Consider the following 24,148-nt stretch of genomic DNA (forward strand, 5'->3'; position numbering starts at 1 on the left):
CAGTCTTGAATCAGGGAGCGGTCAATTTTGGGACAGATAGACTTCCGCCCTGCGATTGCCGGCTTCACCGGCCGGCGTGCTTTCCGCATAGAGAGACTGATCGTCGCCGGCGGCGGCCACCTGGACCAGGATCGGCTGCACGCCATACTCGACCAGCGCCCGCGCGACCGCGGTCGCGCGCTGCATCGACATTTCGTGGTTCACCTGCTGCTGCTCCAGCGCTTCCAGGTTGCCGGTGCGGGCGCTGGCATGGCCGATGATGCGCAACACGCCGCCCTGGATCTGCTGGAGCTGCGCGACCTGCTGCAGCACCTGGCGGTCGGCAGCGCTGAGGCGCGAGGAGCCGTTGCCGAAATAGACGTAGCCGACCGCCTGGCCGACGCCCGCGATGCTGCCGGAAGGCGCATAGCCGCGGACCGGCGCGACACCACCCATCGTCGGCTGCTGATAGCTGGTCGGCGCGCTCGCCTGCAGGCCGTTCAGCACCGAATAGTCGACCGAGACGCCGTCGCTGCCCGGGGCCGGGGTCATTGCCGTCATCGGTGCGTTGCTGCTGCCCGGCAGCGGCATCGCCGCGATGCCGGACGGCGCGGTGGTGGCCGGGCCGCTCGAGGCCATCGCCGGCGCGCCATCACGCGACAGCGAGCCCGGCTCGAGATGCAGCGGGCCGCTCGGCTCGAACGGCGTCGAGCCCGCCTGCGGGGTGCCGACCTGCGCGACCTGAGTGGTCGGCGCGGGCGCGGGTGTCGGCGTCGGGGTTTCGACCACCGGGGTCGTCGGGGTTTCGACCACGGGAGGCGTCGGCGTCACCGTGGTGGTGTCCGGCTGCTCCGGCGCCTGCGGCTGGACATCCGCCTGCGCGGTCGCCGTGCCCTCCTCGGCCGGCTTTTCCGGACGGGCCGCACTTTGGGTCGGCATGGTCAGCGTTTCGTCGGTGTGCTGGGAATTGCCGCTGTCCGAGCCCAGACCTTCCTGGGCCTGGTCCAGGTTGACGATGCTCGGCGTCGGCGCCTCGTTGGGCACGCTGTTGATGTCAGGGACCTGCGCCTGCTCGCCCGCCATCGGCTCGCCTTCTCCGGGCGCCGGGGTCGCGGTCGAGCTTGGGGCCTGGGCTTGCTCGGAGGGCGATGGCGGGGCCGGCTCCTCGTCGAACCATGAACAGCCCGCGATCACCAGCAGCGCCGTCGCCGGCAGCCAGCGGCCGAACGGCGCGAGATTGATGCCCTCCGCCTTCGCTTTCAGCTGCAGCGCCTTGGATTTGCACATGTCCAACATCAGACCTGATCTCCCCACTTCCCCCGGCTGGCATGGGCTCGACCCCGGTGCCGCGACATGGCCGCGCACACAGAATCTGTCACCGAAGGGCTTTTATCTCTTTAACTCATTAGACTATAAGAAACAATTGGCGTTGTCTCCGCCGCGAGTGTGGTTCCCACGGAGCGGATCGCGCCTGGGCGTATCCCATTGTTAACAATCAGGAACCGGGTGGAAACGCATGTCTGATACCAGCCGTGGCGCCAGCACTGGCAAAGGCCCCGATCAAGAGCCGGGCAACGGCAACGGTTCCGATCCGATGGAACTCGCCCGGGCGATGGCCGGAATCGCCGAGCAATCCCAACGGCTGGTGGCCGACTTCGTCGCCCGGAACCAGGAGCGGCTCAATGACCCCGACCCGCTCAATGTCGGCCGCGCCTTCTATGAGATGACCACCCGGCTGATGGCCGATCCCTCGAAGCTGATCCAGGCCCAGATGTCGCTGTGGCAGGATTACATGAACCTCTGGCAGACCACCGCCCGGCGGATGATGGGCCAGGAGGCCGAGCCGGTGATCGCCCCGGCCAAGGACGACCGCCGCTTCAAGGATGCCGCCTGGCAGGACAACCAGCTGTTCGACTACATCAAGCAGTCCTACCTGCTGACCGCGCGCTGGATGCGCAACACGGTCGAACAGGTCGAGGGCCTCGACGACAAGACCGCGCAGAAGGTCGACTTCTACACCCGGCAATTCGTCGATGCCATGGCGCCCTCCAACTTCGTGATGACCAATCCCGAAGTGCTGCGCGCGACCATCGAGAGCCGCGGCGAGAACCTGGTGAAGGGTCTGGAAAACCTGCTGGGGGATCTCGAGCGCGGCAAGGGCAAGCTCGCGATCAGCATGACCAACTACGAGGCCTTCGAGGTCGGCAAGAACATCGCCGTCACCCCGGGCAAGGTCGTGTTCCAGAACGACCTCTTGCAGCTGATCCAATACACGCCGACCACGGCGAAGGTCGCGAAGCGCCCGCTGCTGGTGATCCCGCCCTGGATCAACAAGTACTACATCCTGGATCTGAAGCCGCAGAATTCCTTCGTCAGATGGGCGGTGGAGCAAGGCCTCACCGTCTTCATCGTCTCCTGGGTCAACCCGGACGAGAAGCTCGCGCAGAAGAGCTTCAGCGACTACATGCGGGAAGGCATTATCGCCGCCCTCGACGCCATCGAGAAGGCGACCGGCGAGAAGAGCGCCAATGTGATCGGCTATTGCCTCGGCGGCACCCTCCTCGCCTCCACCCTCGCCTATCTCGCGGCGAAGAAGCAGTCGAGCCGCATCGCCAGCGCCACTTTCTTCACCGCGATGGTGGATTTCAGCGAGGCCGGCGAGCTCAGCGTCTTCATCGACGAGGAGCAGCTGGACGCGCTCGAAGCCAAGATGAACGAGCGCGGCTATCTCGAAGGCTCGGAGATGGCGACCACCTTCAACATGCTGCGCGCCAACGACCTGATCTGGTCCTTCGTCATCAACAACTACCTGCTCGGCAAGGAGCCGTTCCCGTTCGACCTGCTCTACTGGAACTCGGACTCGACGCGGATGCCGGCGGCGATGCACAGCTTCTATCTCAGGAACATGTACCAGCGGAACCTGCTGGCGCAGCCGGGCGGGATCGAGCTCGACGGCGTGCCGATCGACCTCACCACGGTGAAGACGCCGACCTTCATCCTCTCGACCCGCGAGGACCATATCGCGCCGTGGAAGTCGACCTATGCCGCGACCCAGCTCTACCAGGGCCCGGTGAAGTTCACCCTCGCCGCCTCCGGCCATATCGCCGGCGTGGTCAACCCGCCCGCCGCGAACAAATACGGTCATTGGGTGGGCTCGGAGAAGACCGGCAAGGACTATCCCGCCGACCCCGAGGCCTGGCTCGCGAAAGCCGAGAACCGCCCCGGCTCCTGGTGGCCGGAATGGCGTGCCTGGCTGAAACAGTTCGACGACGGCGAAGTCGACGCCCGCAAGCCCGGTGACGGGAAGCTGAAAGTCATCGAAGATGCGCCGGGTTCTTACGTGCTGGTGAAAGCGCAGTAGGCGGCGTCACGTTCAGGATCCGGCGGGATTCTTCTCAACCGTCCCGCTCGCTCGCCGTCGTCTAGTGTCTAGGGGAGGGGTGGTAAGCCGAGCGATCGAAGTCAGTGAGAGCCACCAAGCGAGTGAACAACTAATCAAGAAGCCGAAGACGACAAAGTATCGAAGCCAATAGATCATTGAACTGTAAGTGCCAGCGTCGTGCGCAAAGATCATCCTGGCTAAGCCACACGCAAGAACGATCAGAAATCCACCCATAGTGCTGTGAATGTCATAAAGCGATTTTATCGTTTCGCGCTGGATTGGCGACATCTCGGCGACAAGTTTTCGACTTGAGCCGACACCGGTATCGAACGCGCTTAATATCGTCGCCAAGTCGCGAATGAGAGAGCACCGATCTTGAGCCTTAGAGCGCTTGCGGTACGTCTTCATTCGCAACAAGCGAACCGCGATCATAGACGTAGAAAAAGTCACGCTCCGGATGAGCATTCCTGCTGAGAGGGAAAGCAATGCTGTCGCCAAGATACCGCTAGACGATACAGTTCCTGCGGTTCCAAGGGCCTGAGGAAAAGCGCTGTTCACCGCATATGCTGCTATTTGAAACTGGTCGCGTAAAATGAAAACCAGCAAGAAGCCTGGCGACGCCAGTGAGATCAACTGTGAGATCGACAACACATCCGAAAACATGAGCGCCCCCTGTCGCGCGACCGATCTGCCTGCAATCAAATATAGAATTTTACTGCACATAACTCAACGCCGGGAGCCTGCACGGGAACGGGCGCTTTTGAGTTTGCAAGCGATGATCTTCGAATTGTCCCGTCGGAGAACAACAACGCGGCCTAATGCGGCCTAATACCGTGTCGCCACATGATTGACGTGGAACCGTCAAGGAACATTCGCCGCCGGCATGCGTTCATACCGCAGTGCAGCAGTTCCCCAGGCGTTTCATGAATATCGTTGCAGTCGATTTCGCCAGCCGACAGGGCGCACGCGCGGTCCAGCCGGCGCAGGACGAATGTCAGGCCTTGTTGCAGCTGGGCGACAGAATCGCCGCGCGCATGCCGCAAGCGGAGAACCTCCTGCGTCCCTGGCGCGCGGCGGTCGGCGCCTTGGGGCATGCCGAGCTCGAACCCCATGCTTTCGAAGCGGAGCTGGATCGCCTGGCCCTCGCCTTGCGCCGAATCTGCCTCGGCCTTGCACACCAGGCTTCGGATAAGGCGCTCCGCTCGCCGCGCGACCGCGATGTGACGTCGATGCCCGACGGCGAGGCGATCGATTTCGGCTACGAGCGCAGCATCGAGCCGGCCGCGCTGGAAGCGCGTCTCGCGGCCTACGCGCCGGCCCCCGCGGGCTGGCAGGCGGACCACCTGCTGTTCTCCAGCGGGCAGGCGGCGATGAACTGCCTGCTGCTGGCCTTGGCGCCGCGCGGGGCCAATCCGGCCAACCCGCCGCGGATCCGGCATCTCGGCGGCTATTTCGAGACCGAGGAATTGCTGGCGATGATGAACAGCCACGGCATGATCCGCGAGCTGCCGATGGAGGGCGACGACCATGCCGACGTCCTCATCCTGGAGCCGGTCTTCTTCGACCGCGACGCCAATGTGCACCGCCTCGATATGACGGCGGCGCTGCAGCGGCACTGCGCCACGGCCGAGGGCTGCCCCTCGCTGGTGATTGTAGACGGCACCCTGGTCGGTCCCTGCTTCGACCTCGATCCCTTGCTGCCGCAGCAGCTCACCTGTTCGGAGGCCGGGCATCTGCTGGTGCGGATGAGCTCCGGGCTGAAGCTTGACCAAGCGGGGCTGGAACTCGCCAATGTCGGCCTGGTCAGCCTCTATCGGGGCGAGGGCCAGACATTTGCCATCGATCCCGCGGAGAAGCTCAGGAAGGCACGCAGCCTGACCGGCGCCGGACTCGGTTTCGATGCGATCGGCGCGCTGCAGGCCCCGTGGTTCCTCGACCGCGAGCAGGCCCGAAGCTATGCCGAGGCGGTGTTCGAGAACAACGCCCTGCTCGCGCAGCGCTTGAGCCGGGTGGACGGCCTGTTCTCGCAGGTCTCACATCCCAGTCTCGGCAGCGACCGCGGCGCCGCGGCGCCTTTTGTGCTGATCCAGCTCGAGGAGGATACGCCGGAGAACTACCGGCAGCTCGAACAGGTGATCGCGCGCGAGGCGAAGGCCCGCAATCTGCGCTTCGACAAGGGCGGCAGCTTCGGTTTCCGCGGCCACCGCTATGAGGCGATCCTGCCGCATGCCGGCGAGATCACGCCCTTCCTGCGCGTCGCCCTCGGCGCCCGCAGCGGCTGGTCTCGCGACGGCATCATCGAGCTGCTGTGCGAAATCGCACGGGCGCCCTCGCTCGAGGCGCTCTAGAAGCGCCGCCAGCGCCTCACGGCCCTGCCCGGGACGGCGTGCTGGCAACCGCCGGCAGCCGGGCCCGCAGCACCTTCTGCTCGGCCCTGGCAGCCTCGATCAATCGCAACGCCATGACGTCGCCATGGGTCGCGTTCAGCGCGCGCATGCGGGCGATGCGGTCGTCGAGCACGGCCAGCCGGTCGCGCAGGCTGTCAGGACTGTTGTCAGTCTCATCGATCATTGTTTGTCCAATCCGCGGTTTGTAGGGGTTGTGTCCCGCAGGCGGGACATCATGGCGCGGGCTTCTCCGTGCTGCCGGCCAGCCTTTGAAGATCCTCGAGCGTGGCTGCGATCAGCTGCTTGTAGCGGGGATCCTGCGCCTCGCCGGTCGCCGCGAAGAGGCGCAAGAGATACACGGCTTTGTCAGCCGCCTCGGTCCAGCTTGCGGCCGGCCCCGAGAACAGCTGTGTTTCCAGCGAAGCCAGAGCTTGGCGAAATGCAGCTTGGTCGGCCTGCACGCCGGACTGATGGCGCCGTGCGTCGGTCTCTTTCTGCGCCGTCATGCCGCGGTGTTCATCCAGCACGACGGCGGCCCCAGCTGCTGGCACGACCACCGGCGGTTCGGTGGTGGGGCCGCGGCTGGGCCGCTCGTTGTCGTTCTCACTCACAGTCAAAGTTCGTCCGTCTTCAGCTCTGGCTGGGCTTAATCAGCTTATCCGCACAGGCCGAGGCGACGTCGCCATTCGGGCTTTCGGCGGAGGGCGCGGTTGCCCAGCCGACCTTCATGACGTAGTCGCGCCGCTCGTAGCCGGTGACCATGCCGGTCATCGCCGTGATTTTGGTCTTGCTGTCCGGGTCAAGCTTCGATTGGGCCACGCAGAACGGGACCAGCGCATCAACCACTGCCACGGCCGACCGATCATCGGCCAAGCGCTCGGCAGACTCGGTTGTGTACCAGCCGCCTTGGCTGAATCCGATGACCAGGGTCGCGACTGCGCCGAGGGCGGCGCCGGTCAAGCCCGGCTTGAGCCAGGTGGGAATGTTCATGGGTGGGTTCTTTCCTGAAGGAGAGGGCGTTCGGTCGGCCCTTCGAAGCCCATATAATGCGCCCAATACGCCCGGAAAGATACATAATATAATATCAAGATCGCAAAATACTTGGCTTTATTAATTTTTATCGCCGACCGGGAAATCTTCGTTTAGACTGCTCCAAATAATATTACGCACATTATTTGAGTTTTTGCGGCACCGCCGAAACCAGCGCTGGGAGACCGGGACAATGAATGATGTCGAAAACCTGCGGTCGGTGCGGCATTCGCTGGTCATCCGCAGGCGAGACCTGGCATCGCGCGGCGCCATGAGTCCGGCCGACGGCGGTCGCTCGGCGACCCAGATCCGGAACATCCAGGCCGAGATCGATGCGATCGACGACGCCATCGCCGACGAAGTGGCGACCGAAAACGCTGCCGTGGATCGAAAGGCGCTGTCGGCGGAATAGTCGCCGGTTGCGGTCGGAAACCCCCGCGCCGCCTACATCAACCGCTGCGCCGCCCATTTATGGAAGCAGTGGGTCGGGACGTCCATCACCGGCGAGAAGACGCCGCCGTCGAAGGCCGGCGAGGCGCGGCCGCGCTGCATGCGCTCGACCACGCCGACATCCTCCGAGAAGACCTGTTTCCAGGCGCGGAGGTTGGCCGAGCGGATCTGGGCGAAGCCGTCGTCCAGCGCCGCGTCGCCGACATAGTAGAGTTCCAAATGCTCGAGCGTGCGGTTGACGCTGACCGGCTCCAGGCGCACGGCCATGAAATGGTCCTGGTGGACGCCGAGCAGCAGGTTCGGGAATAGCGCCGCATATTCGGCGCCGCCGCGAAACTGGCTCGGCAGGCCCGGGAAGTTCGGCAGTTCCTCGCCGGTTTCGGTCAGGGTCGGGCGATAGACCCGGCTGCCCTGGCCGGCGAAGGAATCCCATTCGTTGATGTTGTAGTGGTCCTCGAGCTTGGAATAGGTGTTCAGCGCCGGATGCACCCAAGGCAGGTGATAGGCCTCGCAGTAATTCTCGACCGCGAGCTTCCAGTTGCAGTTCACGTCGAAGGTGGATGAGGAATCCGCCCCGGAATGGCGAATGAGGCTCTGGTCGAACATCGACCAGCGCTCGGCGAGCGGCGCGATATAAGCTGAAAACTCCTGGGCTTGGCCGCTCACGTTCACGAAGATCATGTCGAACCAGACGGCGGTCCGCACCGGCCGCAATCCATGCGCCGATTTGTCGAAACCGTCGCAGCGGTTGACGTTCGGGCCGCCGATGAACGGCGTCGCTTTTAGTTTACCTTCAAGATCATAGGCCCAGGAATGATAGGGGCAGCGCAAGACCGCGCCGACATGGCAGGGCTCGGAGACCAGCTCGGCGCCGCGGTGGCTGCAGACATTGTGGAAGACCCGGATCTCGTTCCTGGTGTCGCGCACCAGAATGAGCGGCAGGCCGAGCAGGTTGCGGGGCACGACGTCGCCCGGCTTGGCCACATCCTTGCCGAAGCCGATGCAGGCCCAGCCGGCCTCGTAGAGCCGCGCCCGCTCGAAGGCCAGGAAGTCGGGATCGACATAGCAAGGATTGGGCAGCGCCCTGGCGGCGGCGGTCTCGGAGAGGACGGCGGTCAGCCGGTTGCGGAAGGCCGGCGCGGTAAAGGCCGAGAGGTCGCCCATGCTGTTCTGCCTTGCGTCAGGTGTTGGGTGGATCGAGTTTCGCCGGGGTCCTTGCAGCCGTCTCCCCGGCCAGCGACGTCAGGATGGCGCGCCGAGATAAGGCCGGCGGGCGACGTAATCCTCCAGGCCGATGAAATGCGTCACCTGCGCCCCGTCCTCCGAGAGCGGGCAGATCACCCATTCGTAGCTGCTGGTGCCGACCCGCATCTGCGTGCCGTCGGTCCGCCCGAGGATCGGCGCACGGGCATCCGCCACCGCGCGATAGAGCCGGATCGTGCGATCCACATCCTCGCCGTCGGGATAGACCTCCGAGACCCATTTGCCGCCGAGCTCGATGCCCAGGGCCGAGACCACCTCGGTGCCGCTGATCCGATAGAACAGGCGATCGGGGTCGCTGTGCCACTCGGTCAGCATGATGTTCTTGAGCAAGTGCCAGATCAGGGTCGGGTCGATGTCCTGGCGGCGCGGCATGTGTCGACCGCCGCGGATCTGGTTCCAGTAGCCGAGCAGCCGATGCACCTTCTCCGAACGGCATTCATCCGGTGTGATGAAGTTGTAGCGCCCGGCCTTCTGACTGCCGAGCGGCTCAGGCAGGTCCGATCCCAAACTGCGCAGCCCCCCAAGGCAGGATTGGCGCACATCCGGCGCCGCTCTACCGACCAATAGGATAATCCACCCTGCCGTGACCCGCCACTGCGGCAAGAGCCCCGGCGCGCAATTCAGGACCAAGGCTGTCAGGAATCAGGTGGGCTTCTCGCCGAGCCCGGGGATGTCGCCGAGCTTGTCCTCGAACTGGTGCACCCAATGGACCGTGCGCGGGAAGGTCCAGGCAGGCTCGGCCGCCGGCCGGCGCGGCGCGCTCAGCCATTCGAGTAGTCTTTTTCCGTCATCGCCCTTCGCGTCCCGCCGGAACTTCCCGTAGCTTTCCGCGACCGCGGCCGCGCGATCAGCCGGAACATGCGCCTCAATCGCCGCGCGAATATGCTCGAGGTTGCGGTCCGCGAAATGCGCCGCCTTGAGGTCGGCGGCGATGGCCTTCTCCTCATCCGGTGAGACGATGCCGGCATGGCGCAGGTCGCGCAAAGTGTAACGGATGCTGATCATCGGCTCCGAGAGCGGCATGTAGTCGAGCGCGTCGATCGCATGGGTGACGCAGACCTCGTCGTCGTCGGCGATCGAGGCGCGACGGTAGAGCCGGTAGATATTGCCGATCCCGCGCATGCCGTAGGGGGCAAGCTCGGCCGCGCGCAACGCCCCGGTGCTGGCGGCGCCCACCACCTCGGCCCCCTTGGCGATCACGAACATGATCTCCTTGTGCCAGACCGACGGCGTGTTGCCGAAGAAGCCGTCGATGATGCCGATCCGGCGATAGCCGTGCTCGAAGGCGCGGTAGACGGAGCCCAAAGCCGCCGGGGGGAGGAAATCGATCTGCGGATAAGCCTTCTTGGGCACCCGAGTCGGACCGACAAAGACACAAGACTCGTTCACGGCCCCTCCCCAGGCGTTGGTTTTTCGCAATCTGCCACGCTGCCGCCGACGGCACGAGCCAGAATCCGCCCTGCGCGTTCCAGTGGCATGACAGCTGCGAAGGGTCTCGATGCCTAGCGATAAGACGGCAGATCCTGCCGGGCACGGCAGGCGTCAAAGCCGCTGGGAGCACGTTGCTAACGAGGGAATGAATCCCCACGAACGGCACTTAGTCCTGACGCAACTTCGCCGCGCATTAGGGAAGACCCGTATTGCGATGCGTTGTGGCTCAAGTTAAGGTTAAGCGTGCGTTAAGCTTAACTACGTGCGTTTACAAAGCGTTAACGTTGGAGGGTGGGACTATGCGTTCATTAGAAGAACTTCTGCACTCGCGGCAGAAAGCTGGCATTGCGATCCATCGGGCTCTGCAGGGCCTCGGTGCTTCGGCGGCGCGCGACGACGATGAGCGCGCTGCGGTTTCCGTCTTTGCCCGCGATGACGACGAGCGCGCCGCGCTCTCCGTTTTCGCCCGTGACGATGACGAGCGTGCGGCGGTCTCCGTCTTCGCCCGTGACGACGACGAGCGCGCGGCGGTCTCCGTCTTCGCCCGCGACGATGACGAGCGTGCGGCGGTCTCCGTCTTCGCCCGCGACGATGACGAGCGTGCGGCGGTCTCCGTCTTCGCCCGCGACGATGACGAGCGTGCGGCGGTTTCCGTCTTCGCCCGCGACGACGACGAGCGTGCGGCGGTCTCCGTCTTCGCCCGCGACGACGACGAGCGTGCGGCGGTCTCCGTCTTCGCCCGCGACGATGACGAGCGTGCGGCGGTTGCCGTGTTCGCGCGCCAAGACGACGAGCGCGCGGCGATCCGCAACTAAGCGATCGACGCGTTGCAGTGACCGAGACTACGGTTGACCTCGGCGGAACGGTACGTGCCCGTTCCGCCGAGGATACTCTCGCGCGAATCAAGCCGCGGATTTCGGAATACGGCATCACCCGGGTGGCGAGCGTCACCGGGCTGGATGTCCTCGGCGTTCCGGTCTGGATGGCGGTCCGGCCGCTGGCCCGGTCGCTGACGGTTTCTCAAGGCAAGGGCATCAGCGATACCCTGGCCTATATTTCCGCCGTCATGGAGAGCATCGAGATGCACCATGCCGAGCACTGGGACGCGACCGGTCCCGAAGTCTCGCTCGGCGAGGCTTTCGAGGACGACCGCTTCGCCTCCCCCGCTTCACTCTCCCTGCGCTCCGACGCGCCGATCACCAACGCGACGAAAGTCGCCTGGGTGGCAGGGCGCGACCTGTTCACCGGCGAAGCGAAATATCTGCCGAAGGAATTGCTCGACCTCGACTTCCGCATGAAGCGGGGCCGCCAGCCGATCTTCCTCTCCTCGTCGAACGGCCTCGCCTCCGGCAACACCCGGACCGAAGCGGTGGTGCACGGGCTTTGCGAAGTGATCGAGCGGGACCAGAGCTGTCTGTGGCAGATCGAGCAGAGCCTGGCCGGCGATCCCAAGGCGCGGATGGTCAAGCTCGAGACCATCGAGGACCCGATCTGCCGGCAGCAGATCGAGATCTGCCGCAAGGCCAACCTCGATGTCTGGGTCTGGTACTGCACCTACGACATCGACGTGCCGGTCTTCGCCTGCACCATCGCCGATCGCGGCAATGCCACCTATTATCCGCAGCGCGCCTCCGGCTATGGCTGTCATCCGGTGGCGACGGTCTCGCTGTCGCGCGCCATCACCGAGGCGATCCAGAGCCGCCTCACGCATATCTCCGGCGTGCGCGACGACGTGACCTGGGAGCGCTATCGCAACGACATCGCTACCACCGACCGCAGCAACATGATCGCCTTCGAGGCGATGGCGAAGATGCAACCCGCCCTCGCCTTCCAGGACATACCGCTGTCGCGCCCGCCGGCCACGATGGAGGCGATGCTGGACGACATGCTGGCGAAGCTCAAAGCCGTGGACCTGCACCAGGCGATCGTGGTCGACCTGCCGTCGGCGCTCGACGACTTCTCCTTCGTCTTCGTCTGCGTGCCGGGGCTGGAATTCGCCGCGAACAAGCCGAACTACACGCCGGGCGCGCGGATGCTGAATTTCCTGTCGGGCTTGAAGCGGAAGAAGCGGCTGAACTGACGCGGTTACTGCCGGGTGCCTACTGGGCGTAGCCGCCGAGATAGCGCCGGGTCGAGACATAATCCTCGAGCCCGAAGAAATGCGTCACCGTCTTGCCGTCATCGGAAAGCGGGCAGAGCACCCATTCGAAGAACTCGACGCCGAGACGCAGCGTGCTGCTGTCGGTGCGACCGAAGATCGGCACGCGGGTGGCGATGACGCGGTAGTAGAGGTTCATCACCTGCTCGAGATCCGGCGGGTTCGGCGTGATCTCCCTGAGCCAGCGGCCGCGGAACTCCTGGCCCGCGGTGGCGACCAGCTCGGTGCCGGCGATGCGGAAGAACACGCCGTCCGGATCCTTGTGCCACTCGCTCAGGTGCAGGTAAGGCAGCAATGGCCAGATGTCGACGGGGTCGATGTCCTGCCGGCGCGGCATCAGGCGGTCGCCGCGGATCTTCTCCCAGTATTCGTAGAGGTCGCGAACACGCGGCGACGTGCATTCGCTCGGCGAAATGATGATGTCATTGCCGAACGAACGGTCCACTGCGAGATCTGGAAGCCGCCTGGAAATCGAACTGCTCCTTAGGCCTTGCTCTGGGGACAATGCGCAGCCCTTCACATCACTATCGTGATATGACACCGGAAACCCGACTCGCCGCAAGTGGCCGAATGTCCCCTGAGCGCCAATTGGCGGCGCGAGAAGAGCAATCAACACCCGAGGGTGAGTTCAAAGCCCTTCGACTTCAACATTTTCCACAAGATGCTCCACAAGGAGCCGCCGGTGACCGGCAAAACGGGAAATCTCGGCTCAACTATACCCAAAATGCGGGAAACCATTGAGACCAATACACGAAGTCCCGCGCCATCAATTCAACTTCCGGCACCCAGATAGCGCTTGTTGGACACGTAATCCTCGAGTCCGATGAAATGCGTGATGACGTCGTCATCCTCGGAAAGCGGGCAGAGGATCCATTCGAAAGAAGCAACACCGAGGCGCCGCATGCTGCCGAGCGTGCGACCGATGACCGGCGCGCGCCGCGCGATCACCTGGCGATAGAGCGTCATCGTCTCGGCGACATCGTGGGGATCGGTATGGAAGTCGGTGAGCCAGTGCCCGCTGATCTCGCGGCCGATAGAGGCGACGATCTCGGTGCCGGCGAGGCGATAGCGCACGCGGTCGGGATTCTCATGCCACTCGCTCACATGGATGTTCGGCAGGAGCAACCAGATATCGACTGCGTCGATGTCGCGCCGCGCCGGCATGCTGCGCACGCCCCGAACCTGCTGCCAATAATCGTGCAGCCGCTGCACCTTCAAGGAGGTGCATTCGTCGCGGGTGAGGATGATGTCGCGCCAGAAGCTCTCCGGCCCATCATCCCCCAAGTGGAATGTCGTATCCGTGTTCAAGCTTGCGGGGTCCCGTCGGCGACCAGCGCGGCGCGGGCCTCGCGCCGTCCCGGCCATCCGCGCGGTGCAATCGCCACGCGCGCTTGAGCGCCGGCCAGATCGGGACGGCGACGATATGCCATTGAACCAATCCCGCCGCAAGGGCGCGCGCGGCACAACGCGACGCGAAAAGCGCATGGCAAACACGGTCCATACGCCCGGCGCTGCGCGTTAATGCGGCGCTGCAGTCGCCTGACGCTGCTCGACCACCTTGTCAGCCAGCCGCCCGGTCAGTTCCTGGAGATGATCGAAGCGATAGGCGAAATTGCCGACGCCGAGGGTCAACGACCGCAATTCGATGATCATGTCGTGGAGCTCGGATTGCGGCAGCAGGGCCTCGACCATATCCCACCCCGACCAGCCCTCCTTGGCGCCGAAGTTCAGGATCTGGCCGCGCCGTCCGGTGATCAGGTGATGCACCCGCGCCGTGAACTCGTTGGGCGCCGAGACCTCGACGGCGAAGATCGGCTCCAGCAGCACCGGATTGCATTTCGGCATCGCCTCCTGCATCGCCATCCGCGCCGCGGTCTTGAACGCCATGTCGGAGCTGTCGACCGCGTGCGACGAGCCGTCGAACAGGGCGGCGGCGACATCGACCACCGGGAAGCCTAGAGGCCCGCGGTGCAGGTAATCGCGGATCCCCTCCTCCACCGAGCCGATGAAGGTCCGCGGCACCGAGCCGCCGACCACCCGGTCGTGGAACTCGAAGCCGGTGCCGCGCGCCAGCGGCCAGATCTCGACATGGACGTCGCCGAACTGGCCGTGGCCGCCCGACTGCCGCTTGAATCGCGCATGCTGCTTCACCTGGCCCTTGATGGTCTCGCGGTAGCTGACCGACGGGCGGTGATGCTTCACCGGCAGATTGAAGCGGTTCTTCAGCCGGTCGAAGGCGATGTTCAAATGCACCTCGCCCTGGCCATAAAGCAGCAATTCGTGGGTCTCCGGATCGTGGCTGAAGGAGAGCGACGGGTCGTCCTCGCAGAGCTTCGCCAGTGCCGCGGTGAGCTTGACCTCGTCGTTGCGATTCTCGACGTCGATCGCCAGCGAGAACAGCGGCTTCAGCGGCTCCGGCCATTTATAGCCGCTGGGCGTCTTGCCGCTGGCAGTCAGGATGTCCCCGGTCTTCGCCTGCTCGAGCCGGCCCAGGGCCACGACCTCGCCGGAATTTCCCGCCGGCACCTTCTCGCCGGCATGGCCCTTCATCTTCAGCATGCCGGAGATGCGCTGGCCGCTCAAAGTCGCGCCGTCGGCGACCTTGCCGCCGAAGATCCGCGCCAGCGAGAGCTTGCCGGAATGCTGCTGGTTGCTGGTCTTGAAGATAACCGCGCAGGCATCGCCGTTGACGCCGAGCCGCTTCGCCGCGACCTCCGGTCCCGGCACGTCATGGCGGAGTGCCTTGAGCAGGCGGTGCACGCCGGAATCCTTCTCGGCGGCGCCCAGCATCACCGGCACGATCAGATCCTCGGCCAGGTCCTTGCTGAGCAACTGATAGATCTCCTCCTTCGGCGGCACCGCGTCGCTCAAGAGCTCTTCCATCAGGTGATCGTCGAAATCGGCGAGCTTCTCCAGCATCGCCGTGCGCGCCTCCTGCTCGCGCGGCAGCATCTCCTCCGGCATCTTGATCAGGTCGGATTCCTGGCCGGGATGATACTTGTAGGCGCGCTCGGAGATGAGATCGACATAACCAGTGACCTCGTCGCCATCCTTGCCGGCGACCCGGATCGGCACCTGGCGCAGGACCAGCGGGCGGCTCGAGACCGCCTGCAAGGCCGTCAGCACCTCGCGCGCCGAATGATCGGCGTGGTCCATCTTGTTGATGAACAGGATGTGCGGGATCTGGTTGTCGTCCAGGAACTTGAACAGCGGCGCCAGGGTCAGCGCCTTGTCGACGACCGGCTCAGCCACGACGATGGCGACGTCGCAGATGAGCAGCGCGTTGCGCGCCTCCTGTGCCAGCTCGACCGAGCCGGGGCAATCGATGAAGGTCCAGGTCTCGCCGAGGTATTCGGCGGTCGCGGCACTCATCTCGACCGACATCTTGCGTGCCTTGGCCTCCGGCGAGCTGTCGCTCACCGTGGTGCCTTCCTTGGCATTGCCTTTGCGCGAGATGGCGCCCGTTGCGAACAACAGGCTTTCGAAAAGGGCTGTCTTTCCGCTGAGGTAAGGTCCGACAAGAGCGGCGCAGCGAGGCGCCGCAGGTGCTCTGCCCGGCATGCAATCCTCCCATCGCCGGCCACAAGGGCTGGGTCACGCAAAGGACTGGCTCACGCTTCTGCGATCGCCAGAACTCGCACCGGCGCCCGCGGCCCGTTCATTCGGGCATCGCGTTTTGACTATGTTTCTCCTCTCGGCGCCGAGAGGCAAGGCAAAAATCTCAGCCCTTCGCCACCGCGGCAAGATGCGCGCCGAAATCGGAGCGGCCCATCAAGGCCTTGCAGCGCTCGAAGCGGTTGACGGCATAGGCCCAGAAATCGTCGGCCGGGTTCTGGTTGACGTGCTGAATGATGCCCCAGAGCGTCCACAAGAGATCGCACATGGCCTTGTACATCACCATGCGGCCACGATCGTTGGCGCCGGGCTCGCCGTCGAAGTAGGCGCGGAGCAGCGCCTCGTCCTGGTCCGGGCCGAAGCCAGCCTCGACCGAGACGTCGCCCAAGTCCCACATCGGGTCGTTGTTGCCGGCATATTCCCAGTCGATCACGTAAACCTGGCTGCCGGTGTCGAGGAAGTTCTCGGCCAGGGGATCGCAGTGACAAGGCACGATCGGCAGCGGGCGCGCGCTCAGCGCCTTGCGCACCGCCTCTGCCTCGCGCTTCACATCGTGATAGCCGTCAGGCAGCGGCGCATCCTTCTTGGCCAGGATGTCCAGGTATTCGTCGATCATCTGGAACAGCTCGAAGCGGTTCTTGAACGGCCGACCGCAATCATGCACGCGTTTGAGGCTCTGCGCCGCGCGGCGCACCGATCCGAGGTCCTTGAAACGCTCGGTGTTCATGGTGACGCCGCCCTCGATGAAGCGCGTCAGCTGCACGCCGTCGCGGGCATCGAAGAAGACCAGCGGCGCGTTGACGCCGATCTCCGAGGTGATGCGCGCCGCCAGGCTCTCGTTCTCGCGGCTGATATACTCAGCGGTCCCGGCGCCGGGTATGCGCAGCACGAAGATGCCGACCGGCGTGGTCAGCTTGTGGTTCTGGTTGGTGAGCCCGCCCAGCTTCTCGATCCCGATCTTCGCCCGGTCCACGCCCTCGAGTTCGGGAATCCGGTCAAGGACGCCGAGGAGTTGGGGATCCATCGAGATCATGCCTTCAGCCTCTTGTTCTCCGGGTCGTAGAGCGGGCCGTCATGCCGGGTCGCGGCGCTCGCTTCGGCGAAGGCCTCGATCTCGAACCCCTGCGCATCTGCAAGTTCTATCGGCAGATAGGCGAAGGCGATCGACTTGCCGACCGTATAGCCGAAATTGCCGCTGGTCGTCACGCCGACCACCTTGCCGTCCTTGATCACCGCCTCGCCGCCATAGACCGGCAGCGGGCGTTCGAGCGTGAAGGTGCAGAGCTTTCGGGCGACGCCCCTCTCCTTCTGCGCCAGCATGACGCTGCGGCCGACGAAGTCCGGCTTCCTCAGGTTGACCCGGAAGCCGAGGCCCGCTTCGTAGGGCGAATAGTCCGGCGTGATGTCACTGGACCAGTAGAGATAGCCTTTTTCCATGCGGCAGGAATCGATGGCGCGGTAGCCGGCATCGCGGATGCCGTGCGCCGTGCCCGCCTCGCGCAGCACCTCGTAGACATGCGCGGCGTATTCGGTCGGGATATGCAGCTCCCAGCCGAGTTCGCCGACATAGCCGATGCGGATCGCCAGCACCGGCGCCGCACCGACGGTGATCTGCCGGTTGGTCGAGAATGGGAAGGCCGCGTTGGAGATGTCTTCCTCGGTCACCGCCTGCAGCACATCGCGGGCCTTCGGGCCGCAGATGTTGATGACGGCGCGGGCGGAGGTCAGGTCCAGGATCTGGGCCTGGGCGTCGCGGCGGAGATGACTCTCGATCCAGTGCCGGTCATGGGTTCCGAAGGCGCTTCCGGTGACGAAATAGAAGCGATCCTGTCCCAGCCGCGAGATGGTGAGATCGCATTCGATCCCGCCCTTCTCGTTGCAGAGCTGGGTGTAGATCGTGCTGCCCACCGGCTTGTTCATGTCGGAGACGGCGAGCCGCTGCAAGGCGTGCAGGGCATTGGGCCCGACCAGCTCGAACTTGGCGAAGGAGGTCTGGTCGATCAGCGCGACGCCTTCGCGGATCGCGCGGTGCTCCTCGCCGACGGGGCCGAACCAGTTGGTCCGGGCGCGGTCGTAAGCGGGCCGGTCTTCCGCCGCCTCGCCTTTCGGCGCGAACCAGTTGGGCCGCTCCCAGCCTGCGCGCGAGCCGAACACCGCGCCGCGGGCCTTCAGCGTCTCGTAGAGCGGCGAGCGGCGGATGCCGCGCATGCTTTCGTGCTCGTCGCCCGGACGGTGCAGCTTGTAGTGATGGCCATAGAGCTCGACCGCGCGCGGATACATGAAGTGCCGCGTGGTGTGGTGGAAGCTGAAGCGTCGGACATCCAGCGGCCAGAGATTGAGGCTGGGCGCGCCGTCGATGATCCACTCCGCCATCATCCGGCCCGCCCCGCCGCCCGCGGCGATGCCGTAGAGGAAGCCGGTGGTGCAGTAGAAGTTCTCAAGCTCCGGCGCCTTGCCCATGACGAAATCGGCATCGGCGGAATAGGGGATCGGCCCGTTCAAGAGCTCGCGCACGCCGACGGTGTTGATGATCGGGGTGCGTTTGCCGGCCAGTTTGGCCAGCTGCTCGAAGCGATCGAAGTTGGAGGGCAGCAGCTCCTGGGCAAAGCTCTTGGGGATGCCGCCGGTGGCGAAGGCCTTGGTGTCGGGCTCATAGCCGCCGACCACCAGACCGCGCACTTCGGGCTTGTAGTAGATGAGATGGTCGGGATCGCGCATGGTCGGCATGCGCTTCGGCATGTCGGGGATCGGGTCGGTGATCAGATACTGATGCTCGACCGCGAAGGACGGCACGCGGACGCCGGCCAGCTTGCCGACCTCATGGCCCCACATCCCCGCACAATTGACCACGAGCCCGCAGGTCCAGGTCCCCTTGTCGGTCTCCACCGCCTTCACCGTGCGGTTTTCGATCTTGAAGCCGGTGACCCGCTCGCCGACCACGAAGACGGCGCCCTGGTCCTTGGCGCCCTTGGCCAACGCCTGGCAGACGCCGGAGGGATCGATATAGCCGTCGGAGGGGATGTAGACCGCGGAGCGCACGTCCTCGAGGCTCATGATCGGGAAGAGATCGCCCGCCTCCTTCGGCGAAAGCCACTGCATCTCCAGGCCGAAGCTCTTCGCCATGGTGAGTGAGCGCTTGTTCTCCATCTCGCGCTCTTCCGAGCAGGCGAGGCGCAGGCTGCCGTATTTCTTCCAGTCGATCGCCATGCCGGTCTCGGCCTCGAGCTTGTCATAGAGCTCGACCGAATGGGTCAGCATGCGGGTGATGTTGCGCGAGGTGCGGAGCTGGCCGACCAGGCCGGCGGCATGCCAGGTGGCGCCATGGGTGATGCCGCTCTTCTCCAGCACCACCACGTCCTTCTTGCCCATCCGAGTGAGATGATAGGCCAGCGAGCAGCCGAGGATGCCGGCGCCGATGATCAGGATTTCCGCGTGGTTCTTCACGCCTTCACCCGCTCCATCTTCGGATCGTAGAGCGGCTGCAGGCTGACCTTGGCGGGATAGCGCTGGCAGGCGATCTCCAGCTCGTAACTGCCCGACGCGACGTCTTCCGGCGTCACCCCGTTCTCCCTGTCGCGCACATAGCCGATGCCGATGTTGAGCCCGAGCGTGTAGCCGTAGCCACCGGAGGAGAGCCAGCCCACCTGCTTGCCGTTGCGGAAGATAGTCTCGCGGCCGAGCAGGACGATGGACTGGTCATCGACCGTGAAACAGGCGAGCAGTTTGGGGAGTTTCTTCGCCGCCTCGGCAACCAGCGCCTCACGGCCGAGGAAAGGCGTGTTCTTCTTCAGCTTCACCGCCCAGGCCATGCCGGCTTCGAGCGGCGAATGGTCGGGCGAGATGTCGCTCGACCAGGCGCGATAGAATTTCTCCAGGCGCAGGCTCTCGATGGCACGATAGCCGGCGTTGACGATGCCGTGCGGCTTGCCGGCTGCCATCAGCGCGTCATAGACCGCGCCGATGCCGTCGGTCGGAATGTGCAATTCCCAGCCGAGCTCGCCGACATAGGTCACGCGCAAGGCCCGCACCGGCACGCCGGCAACCAGGATCTCCTGCGAGGTGCCGAAGGGAAAGGCCTTGTTGGAGAGATCGCCCTGGGCCACCGCCTGCAGCACGTCGCGCGCCTCCGGCCCCATCAGCGCCAGGGTGCCGTAGGCCGCGGTGACGTCGATGAGGCGCGCGTCGAGGCCGGCCGGGATGTGGCTCTTGATCCAGTGGAAGTCGTGGGTCGCGAAGCCGGTGCCGGTGACGATGTAATAGGCGTCTTCCTCGATCCGCGTGACGGTGAGATCGCATTCGATGCCGCCGCGCGCGTTCAGCATCTGGGTATAGACCAGGCTGCCGGGTCGTTTGGCGACGTCGTTGGCGCAGATCCAGGAGAGCGCCGCCTCGGCATCCTTGCCCAGCAGCATGAACTTGGCGAAGGAGGTCTGGTCGAACAAGGCGACCTTCTCGCGGCAGGCCTTGTGCTCGACGCCGACCTGGTCGAACCAGTTCTGCCGTTCGTAGGTATAGACATCCCAAGGCTCGACGCCTTGCGGCGCGAACCAGTTGGGCCGCTCCCAGCCGAGCTTGGAGCCGAACACCGCGCCCTGCGCCTTCAGCCGCTCATAAAGCGGCGAGACGCGCAAGGGGCGGCCGCTGGTCAGTTCCTCATAGGGCCAGGCCATGGAGTAGTGGTGTGCATAGGCTTCCAGCGTGCGGGTCAGCACCCAGCGGCGGTCGCGGTGCAGGTTGCCGAAACGGCGGATATCGACTGCCCAGAGATCCATCGGCGGCTCGCCGCCGGCGACCCATTCGGCCAGCGCCCGACCGGCGCCGCCGCCGGAGGCGATGCCGAAGGCGTTGAAGCCGGCGCCGACATAGAAGTTTCGGAGTTCCGGCGCTTCGCCCAGAATGAAGTTGCCATCGGGCGTGAAGCTCTCCGGCCCGTTGATGAACTGCTTGATGCCGGTGGTCGCGAGCCCCGGCACGCGGGCCAGCGCCTGCTCCATCAGCGGCTCGAAATGCTCGAGATCGTTCTCGAGCAGCTGGAAAGCGAAGTTTTCCGGCAGGTCGCCGGTCTCGCCCTCAGGCAGCCAAGGCTTCGGGTTGTGCTCATAGCCGCCCATCACCAGGCCGCCGACCTCTTCCTTGAAATAGATCAGGCGATCGGGATCGCGCAGGGTCGGCAGATTCTTCGGCGCGCCCAAGGCTTCGGTGACGATGTATTGATGCTGCACCGATTGCAGCGGCACCGCGACGCCGGCCAGCGCGCCGATCTGCCGCGCCCATTGCCCGCCGCAATTCACCACGACCTCGCAGGCGATCTCGCCCTTATTCGTGACGACGCCGACCGCCCTGCCCTTCTCGGTCTTGATGCCGGTGACGCGGGTCTCCTCGACGATGGTGACGCCGCGGTTGCGCGCACCCTTGGCCAGCGACTGCGCGATGTCGGCCGGATTGGCCTGGCCGTCGGTCGGGAGGAAGGCGGCGCCGACGAGATCCGAGACGTCCATCAGCGGCCAGAGCTTCAGCGCTTCCTGCGGCGAGAGCAGTTCCATTTCGAGACCGAAGGAATGCGCCGTGGTCGCCTGGCGCTTGATCTCGGTCATCCGCTCGGCATTGCAGGCGAGGCGCAACCCGCCGTTCATCTTCCAGCCGGTGGCGAGGCCGGTTTCCTGCTCCAGCTTGTCATAGAGCTCGACCGAGTATTTCAGGAGCTGGGTGATGTTGGCCGAGGTGCGGAGCTGGCCCACCAGCCCCGCCGCATGCCAGGTCGAGCCGCTGGTCAGCGTGTTGCGCTCGATCAGCACCACGTCCTTCCAGCCGAGGCCCGCGAGGTGATAGGCGGTGGAGCAGCCGATGATGCCGCCGCCGATGATGACCGCGCGTGCCTGAGTAGGAAGATTGGGCATGCTCTAGAGCTCTTGGAAATTGCGGAAGGCGCGTTCGAAGCGCGACAGATACTCGGAGGTGTAGGTGCGGTAGTCGAAGTCGAGCGTCGAATGGATCTCGGAGATCATGCTCCACATCGCCTCGCGCAGCAGCGAGGCGCATTTCATCGCGTGGTAGCGCCGCAGCAGCTGGGCGTCGACCGCGCGATCGAAGTAGTTCTCCAGGACCTTCTGCTCGTCCTCCGGCGGCACCTCGGCGTTGGAGCAGAGATTGCCGAGATCGAACAGCGGCGAGTTGAATCCGGCATAGTCCCAGTCGATCAGCCAGAGGCGCTTGCCGTCGTCCATCATGTTGCTTGGCAGCAGGTCGTTGTGGCCGTAGACGATGTCGATCGGCCCGACCGCATCCTCCAGCCGCTCGGCGATCTGCATCAGCCGCGGCAGCGTGGGGACATGGCGGCTCTGGGCGTCGCGCAGGCTGTGCGCGTAGTCGCGCAGCACGTGGAAGACCCAGAAGATGACGGCGGGGCCGCGCACATGCAGCGGCATCACCCGGTGGCAGGTCTTGATCAGCTCCAGCACGCGGAACAGATTTTCCGGCCGGCGGACATCCGCCGCGACGAAGGTCTTGCCCTCGATGAACTCGAAGACCAGCGCGCCGCGCTCGAAATAGACGACCTGGGGCGAGAGCCCGCATTCCGCCGCGGCGCGGCCGGCCGAGAGCTCGTTGAAGCGCATCACCTGATGGACCGGGATGTCATCGCCGATCCGCACGAAGTATTTCTTGCCCTGGTGCTCGACCAGGAAGTTGGCGTTGGTGATGCCGCCCTTGATCCGGACCGGCACGACCGGTTCCAGCCAGCATTTCAGGCGGCGCACCACATCCTCGGCGGCCAACACGATCTGCCCCCTGCCCTTCTTTGTTTGGCGGACCATGCCATGACGGCTGGGCCAGGGCAACATCATATCATCGCAGCTTGTGGGTTTTGTGTGGATTTGGCAGGGAAGTGCACAAAGGCCGCTTGGGAACGAAGGCTCTGCTAGTCTCCTTATATGAAGCCCATGAAGCTTTCCCAGCGTTTCGAAATCCTCCAGAGCCGGCGGCGCGAGATCGGCCTGATCCTGGCCTTCGCCTGCGTCGCCGGCCTGATCTGGGGCTTCATCGCCCTGGCCGACGAGGTCTTCGAGGGCGATACCGACCATTTCGATCGGATGGTCGCCGCCCTGATGCAAGGCGACGGCCCAGGCTATGACCCGGTCGGACCGGTCTGGGTGGAAGAACTGGCGCGCGACGTCACCGCACTCGGCTCTTACGCCTTCCTCGGATTTCTCACCTTCGGGATCATCGGCTATTTCCTGCTGACCGATCGCCGGCCGCGCGCCGGCCTGGTCGCGGTCTCGGTGATCGGCGGACTCATCCTCAGCAATCTGCTGAAGTCGCTGTTCGACCGCGAACGCCCGGACACCGCGACCGCGGTGCAGGTGTTCAGCGCCAGCTTCCCCAGCGGCCATGCCATGCTCTCGGCGGTGACATTCCTCACCCTCGGCGCGCTGCTGGCACAGGGCAGCGCCGACACAAGGGTGAAGGCCTATATCGCAGCCCTCGCCATCATCCTCACCGTCGCCGTCGGCGCCACGCGGGTCTATCTCGGCGTGCATTACGCGACCGACGTGCTGGCGGGCTGGTGCGTCGGCAGCGCCTGGGCCCTGCTCTGCTGGACCGTCGTCTTGTGGCTGCGTGGCCGCGCCTAGACCGCGCCCGCCGCCTTCAGGATCAGACCGGCGATCGCCTGCGGATGCGAGACGATGCCGAGATGGCTCGCCGGAATCTCGATCGTCTCCGCCCGCATCCGCTTCGCCATGAAGCGCTGCAGGTCGGGGTTGATGGTGCGATCGTCGGCCGAGACCGCATAGAAGCTCGGCTTCTCCCGCCAGGCGGCCTGCGTCACCCGGGCGGCGAACAGCGTGTCGGAGACCGGCGCCTGGACCGCATAGAGCGCCCGCGCTTTCTCGGCCGGAAGATCGCCGGCGAAATCGCGCAGGAAGGCTTCTTCGCTCAAGCGCAGATAGCCGTTCTGGCGGATGATGCCGGCGCTGGCCGGCGGCGTCGGGAATGTCTTGGCGAGCGCGGTATAGTCCTCGTTCGCATCCGGTGCGCGCGCCGCGCAATAGACCAGCGCGCTGACCTTGGGATCGATGCCGGTCTCGGTGATCACTTCGCCGCCATAGGAATGCGCGACCAGCACGGTCGGTCCGTCCTGCAGCGCGAGCGCACGGCGCGCATAGTTGCAGTCGTCCTCCAGCGACATCAGCGGATTCTGCACCGCGGTCACGTTGAGCCCCGCCTGCTGCAGCAGCGGAATGACTTCCGACCAACTCGAGCCATCGGCATAGGCGCCGTGTACCAGGACGACGTTATGGACCTTGGGCGGCGTCGCGGCGAAGGCCGCGCGGGTCGAGGCGAGAGCCGCGGCGGCGGCGAGGCCGGCGAACAGCGTGCGACGTGAAAGCATCCGGGGAACCCCTTGTTTCGAGAACCTACATTCGGGACTTGGGGAGGCGCGCGCCGCACTTCCAT

The 24,148-nt window shown here is 64.9% G+C and carries 21 protein-coding genes; 5 read left to right on the top strand and 16 right to left on the bottom strand.

What is annotated here, in order from left to right:
* Positions 1–21: 21 nt before the first annotated feature.
* Complete coding sequence (locus ACYQ4T_RS07700) at positions 22–1,266, bottom strand: OmpA family protein (protein WP_459852201.1); 1,245 nt, start codon at positions 1,264–1,266, stop codon at positions 22–24.
* Positions 1,267–1,591: 325 nt separating this feature from the next.
* On the opposite strand from ACYQ4T_RS07700, the gene ACYQ4T_RS07705 reads away from it, so the two are divergent.
* Both ACYQ4T_RS07705 and ACYQ4T_RS07710 read left to right on the top strand, forming a co-directional pair.
* Complete coding sequence (locus tag ACYQ4T_RS07705) at positions 1,592–3,340, top strand: PHA/PHB synthase family protein (RefSeq protein WP_459855147.1); 1,749 nt, start codon at positions 1,592–1,594, stop codon at positions 3,338–3,340.
* Between the two features lie 944 nt (positions 3,341–4,284).
* Positions 4,285–5,709, top strand: coding sequence for a hypothetical protein (locus ACYQ4T_RS07710; RefSeq protein ID WP_459852203.1), 1,425 nt, complete (start codon positions 4,285–4,287; stop codon positions 5,707–5,709).
* Between the two features lie 16 nt (positions 5,710–5,725).
* Here the strand turns inward: ACYQ4T_RS07710 and ACYQ4T_RS07715 are convergent, their stop codons facing one another.
* From ACYQ4T_RS07715 to ACYQ4T_RS07725, 3 genes are read right to left on the bottom strand one after another with little or no spacing between them, the layout of a single operon-like run.
* Positions 5,726–5,932 carry a hypothetical protein gene (locus ACYQ4T_RS07715; RefSeq protein ID WP_459852205.1) on the bottom strand — a complete coding sequence of 69 codons (207 nt, stop codon included), beginning with the start codon at positions 5,930–5,932 and terminating at the stop codon, positions 5,726–5,728.
* 49 nt (positions 5,933–5,981) lie between these two features.
* Complete coding sequence (locus ACYQ4T_RS07720) at positions 5,982–6,359, bottom strand: hypothetical protein (protein ID WP_459852207.1); 378 nt, start codon at positions 6,357–6,359, stop codon at positions 5,982–5,984.
* A gap of 19 nt (positions 6,360–6,378) precedes the next feature.
* Complete coding sequence (locus ACYQ4T_RS07725; RefSeq protein WP_459852209.1) at positions 6,379–6,738, bottom strand: hypothetical protein; 360 nt, start codon at positions 6,736–6,738, stop codon at positions 6,379–6,381.
* A gap of 232 nt (positions 6,739–6,970) precedes the next feature.
* Between ACYQ4T_RS07725 and ACYQ4T_RS07730 the strand changes: the two genes are divergently transcribed.
* On the top strand, positions 6,971–7,189 hold the full coding sequence (locus ACYQ4T_RS07730) for a hypothetical protein (RefSeq protein WP_459852211.1): 219 nt from the start codon (positions 6,971–6,973) through the stop codon (positions 7,187–7,189).
* Between the two features lie 32 nt (positions 7,190–7,221).
* Here ACYQ4T_RS07730 and ACYQ4T_RS07735 read toward each other — a convergent pair whose 3' ends face one another.
* From ACYQ4T_RS07735 to ACYQ4T_RS07750, 4 genes are all read right to left on the bottom strand, one after another.
* Positions 7,222–8,391, bottom strand: coding sequence for an aromatic ring-hydroxylating oxygenase subunit alpha (locus tag ACYQ4T_RS07735; RefSeq protein ID WP_459852213.1), 1,170 nt, complete (start codon positions 8,389–8,391; stop codon positions 7,222–7,224).
* 78 nt (positions 8,392–8,469) lie between these two features.
* Positions 8,470–8,997 (bottom strand): PAS domain-containing protein, encoded by a 528-nt coding sequence (locus ACYQ4T_RS07740; RefSeq protein ID WP_459852215.1) that lies wholly within the window; start codon positions 8,995–8,997, stop codon positions 8,470–8,472.
* Between the two features lie 135 nt (positions 8,998–9,132).
* On the bottom strand, positions 9,133–9,879 hold the full coding sequence (locus ACYQ4T_RS07745; RefSeq protein WP_459852217.1) for a TfuA-like protein: 747 nt from the start codon (positions 9,877–9,879) through the stop codon (positions 9,133–9,135).
* Positions 9,880–10,229: 350 nt separating this feature from the next.
* On the bottom strand, positions 10,230–10,706 hold the full coding sequence (locus tag ACYQ4T_RS07750; protein ID WP_459852219.1) for a hypothetical protein: 477 nt from the start codon (positions 10,704–10,706) through the stop codon (positions 10,230–10,232).
* A 47-nt stretch (positions 10,707–10,753) separates the two neighbouring features.
* Here ACYQ4T_RS07750 and ACYQ4T_RS07755 point away from each other — a divergent pair, with 47 nt between their 5' ends.
* The gene (locus ACYQ4T_RS07755) at positions 10,754–12,001 is read left to right on the top strand and encodes a YcaO-like family protein (protein ID WP_459852221.1); all 1,248 of its coding nucleotides are present in this window, start codon (positions 10,754–10,756) and stop codon (positions 11,999–12,001) included.
* Positions 12,002–12,020: 19 nt separating this feature from the next.
* Here the strand turns inward: ACYQ4T_RS07755 and ACYQ4T_RS07760 are convergent, their stop codons facing one another.
* From ACYQ4T_RS07760 to ACYQ4T_RS07790, 7 genes are all read right to left on the bottom strand, one after another.
* Positions 12,021–12,524, bottom strand: coding sequence for a PAS domain-containing protein (locus ACYQ4T_RS07760; protein WP_459852223.1), 504 nt, complete (start codon positions 12,522–12,524; stop codon positions 12,021–12,023).
* Between the two features lie 326 nt (positions 12,525–12,850).
* The gene (locus tag ACYQ4T_RS07765) at positions 12,851–13,387 is read right to left on the bottom strand and encodes a PAS domain-containing protein (RefSeq protein WP_459852225.1); all 537 of its coding nucleotides are present in this window, start codon (positions 13,385–13,387) and stop codon (positions 12,851–12,853) included.
* A 210-nt stretch (positions 13,388–13,597) separates the two neighbouring features.
* Entirely contained in the window at positions 13,598–15,640 is a 2,043-nt protein-coding gene (locus ACYQ4T_RS07770; protein ID WP_459852227.1) for an elongation factor G, read from the bottom strand.
* 160 nt (positions 15,641–15,800) lie between these two features.
* On the bottom strand, positions 15,801–16,718 hold the full coding sequence (locus ACYQ4T_RS07775; RefSeq protein ID WP_459852229.1) for a phosphotransferase: 918 nt from the start codon (positions 16,716–16,718) through the stop codon (positions 15,801–15,803).
* 5 nt (positions 16,719–16,723) lie between these two features.
* Positions 16,724–19,138 carry a GcvT family protein gene (locus tag ACYQ4T_RS07780; RefSeq protein ID WP_459852231.1) on the bottom strand — a complete coding sequence of 805 codons (2,415 nt, stop codon included), beginning with the start codon at positions 19,136–19,138 and terminating at the stop codon, positions 16,724–16,726.
* Positions 19,135–21,591: a GcvT family protein gene (locus ACYQ4T_RS07785; protein ID WP_459852233.1), complete on the bottom strand. Its 2,457-nt coding sequence runs from the start codon at positions 21,589–21,591 to the stop codon at positions 19,135–19,137. The genes ACYQ4T_RS07780 and ACYQ4T_RS07785 overlap by 4 nt, the downstream gene beginning before the upstream one ends.
* 3 nt (positions 21,592–21,594) lie before the next feature.
* Positions 21,595–22,506: a phosphotransferase gene (locus tag ACYQ4T_RS07790; protein ID WP_459852235.1), complete on the bottom strand. Its 912-nt coding sequence runs from the start codon at positions 22,504–22,506 to the stop codon at positions 21,595–21,597.
* 126 nt (positions 22,507–22,632) lie between these two features.
* On the opposite strand from ACYQ4T_RS07790, the gene ACYQ4T_RS07795 reads away from it, so the two are divergent.
* Positions 22,633–23,322, top strand: a complete 690-nt coding sequence (locus ACYQ4T_RS07795) for a phosphatase PAP2 family protein (protein ID WP_459852237.1) — start codon at positions 22,633–22,635, stop codon at positions 23,320–23,322.
* Here ACYQ4T_RS07795 and ACYQ4T_RS07800 read toward each other — a convergent pair.
* Positions 23,319–24,083: an alpha/beta fold hydrolase gene (locus tag ACYQ4T_RS07800; RefSeq protein WP_459852239.1), complete on the bottom strand. Its 765-nt coding sequence runs from the start codon at positions 24,081–24,083 to the stop codon at positions 23,319–23,321. The two genes, ACYQ4T_RS07795 and ACYQ4T_RS07800, sit on opposite strands and share 4 nt — an antisense overlap.
* Between the last annotated feature and the right edge of the window lie 65 nt (positions 24,084–24,148).

The organism is Dongia sp. agr-C8, assembly GCF_054658695.1.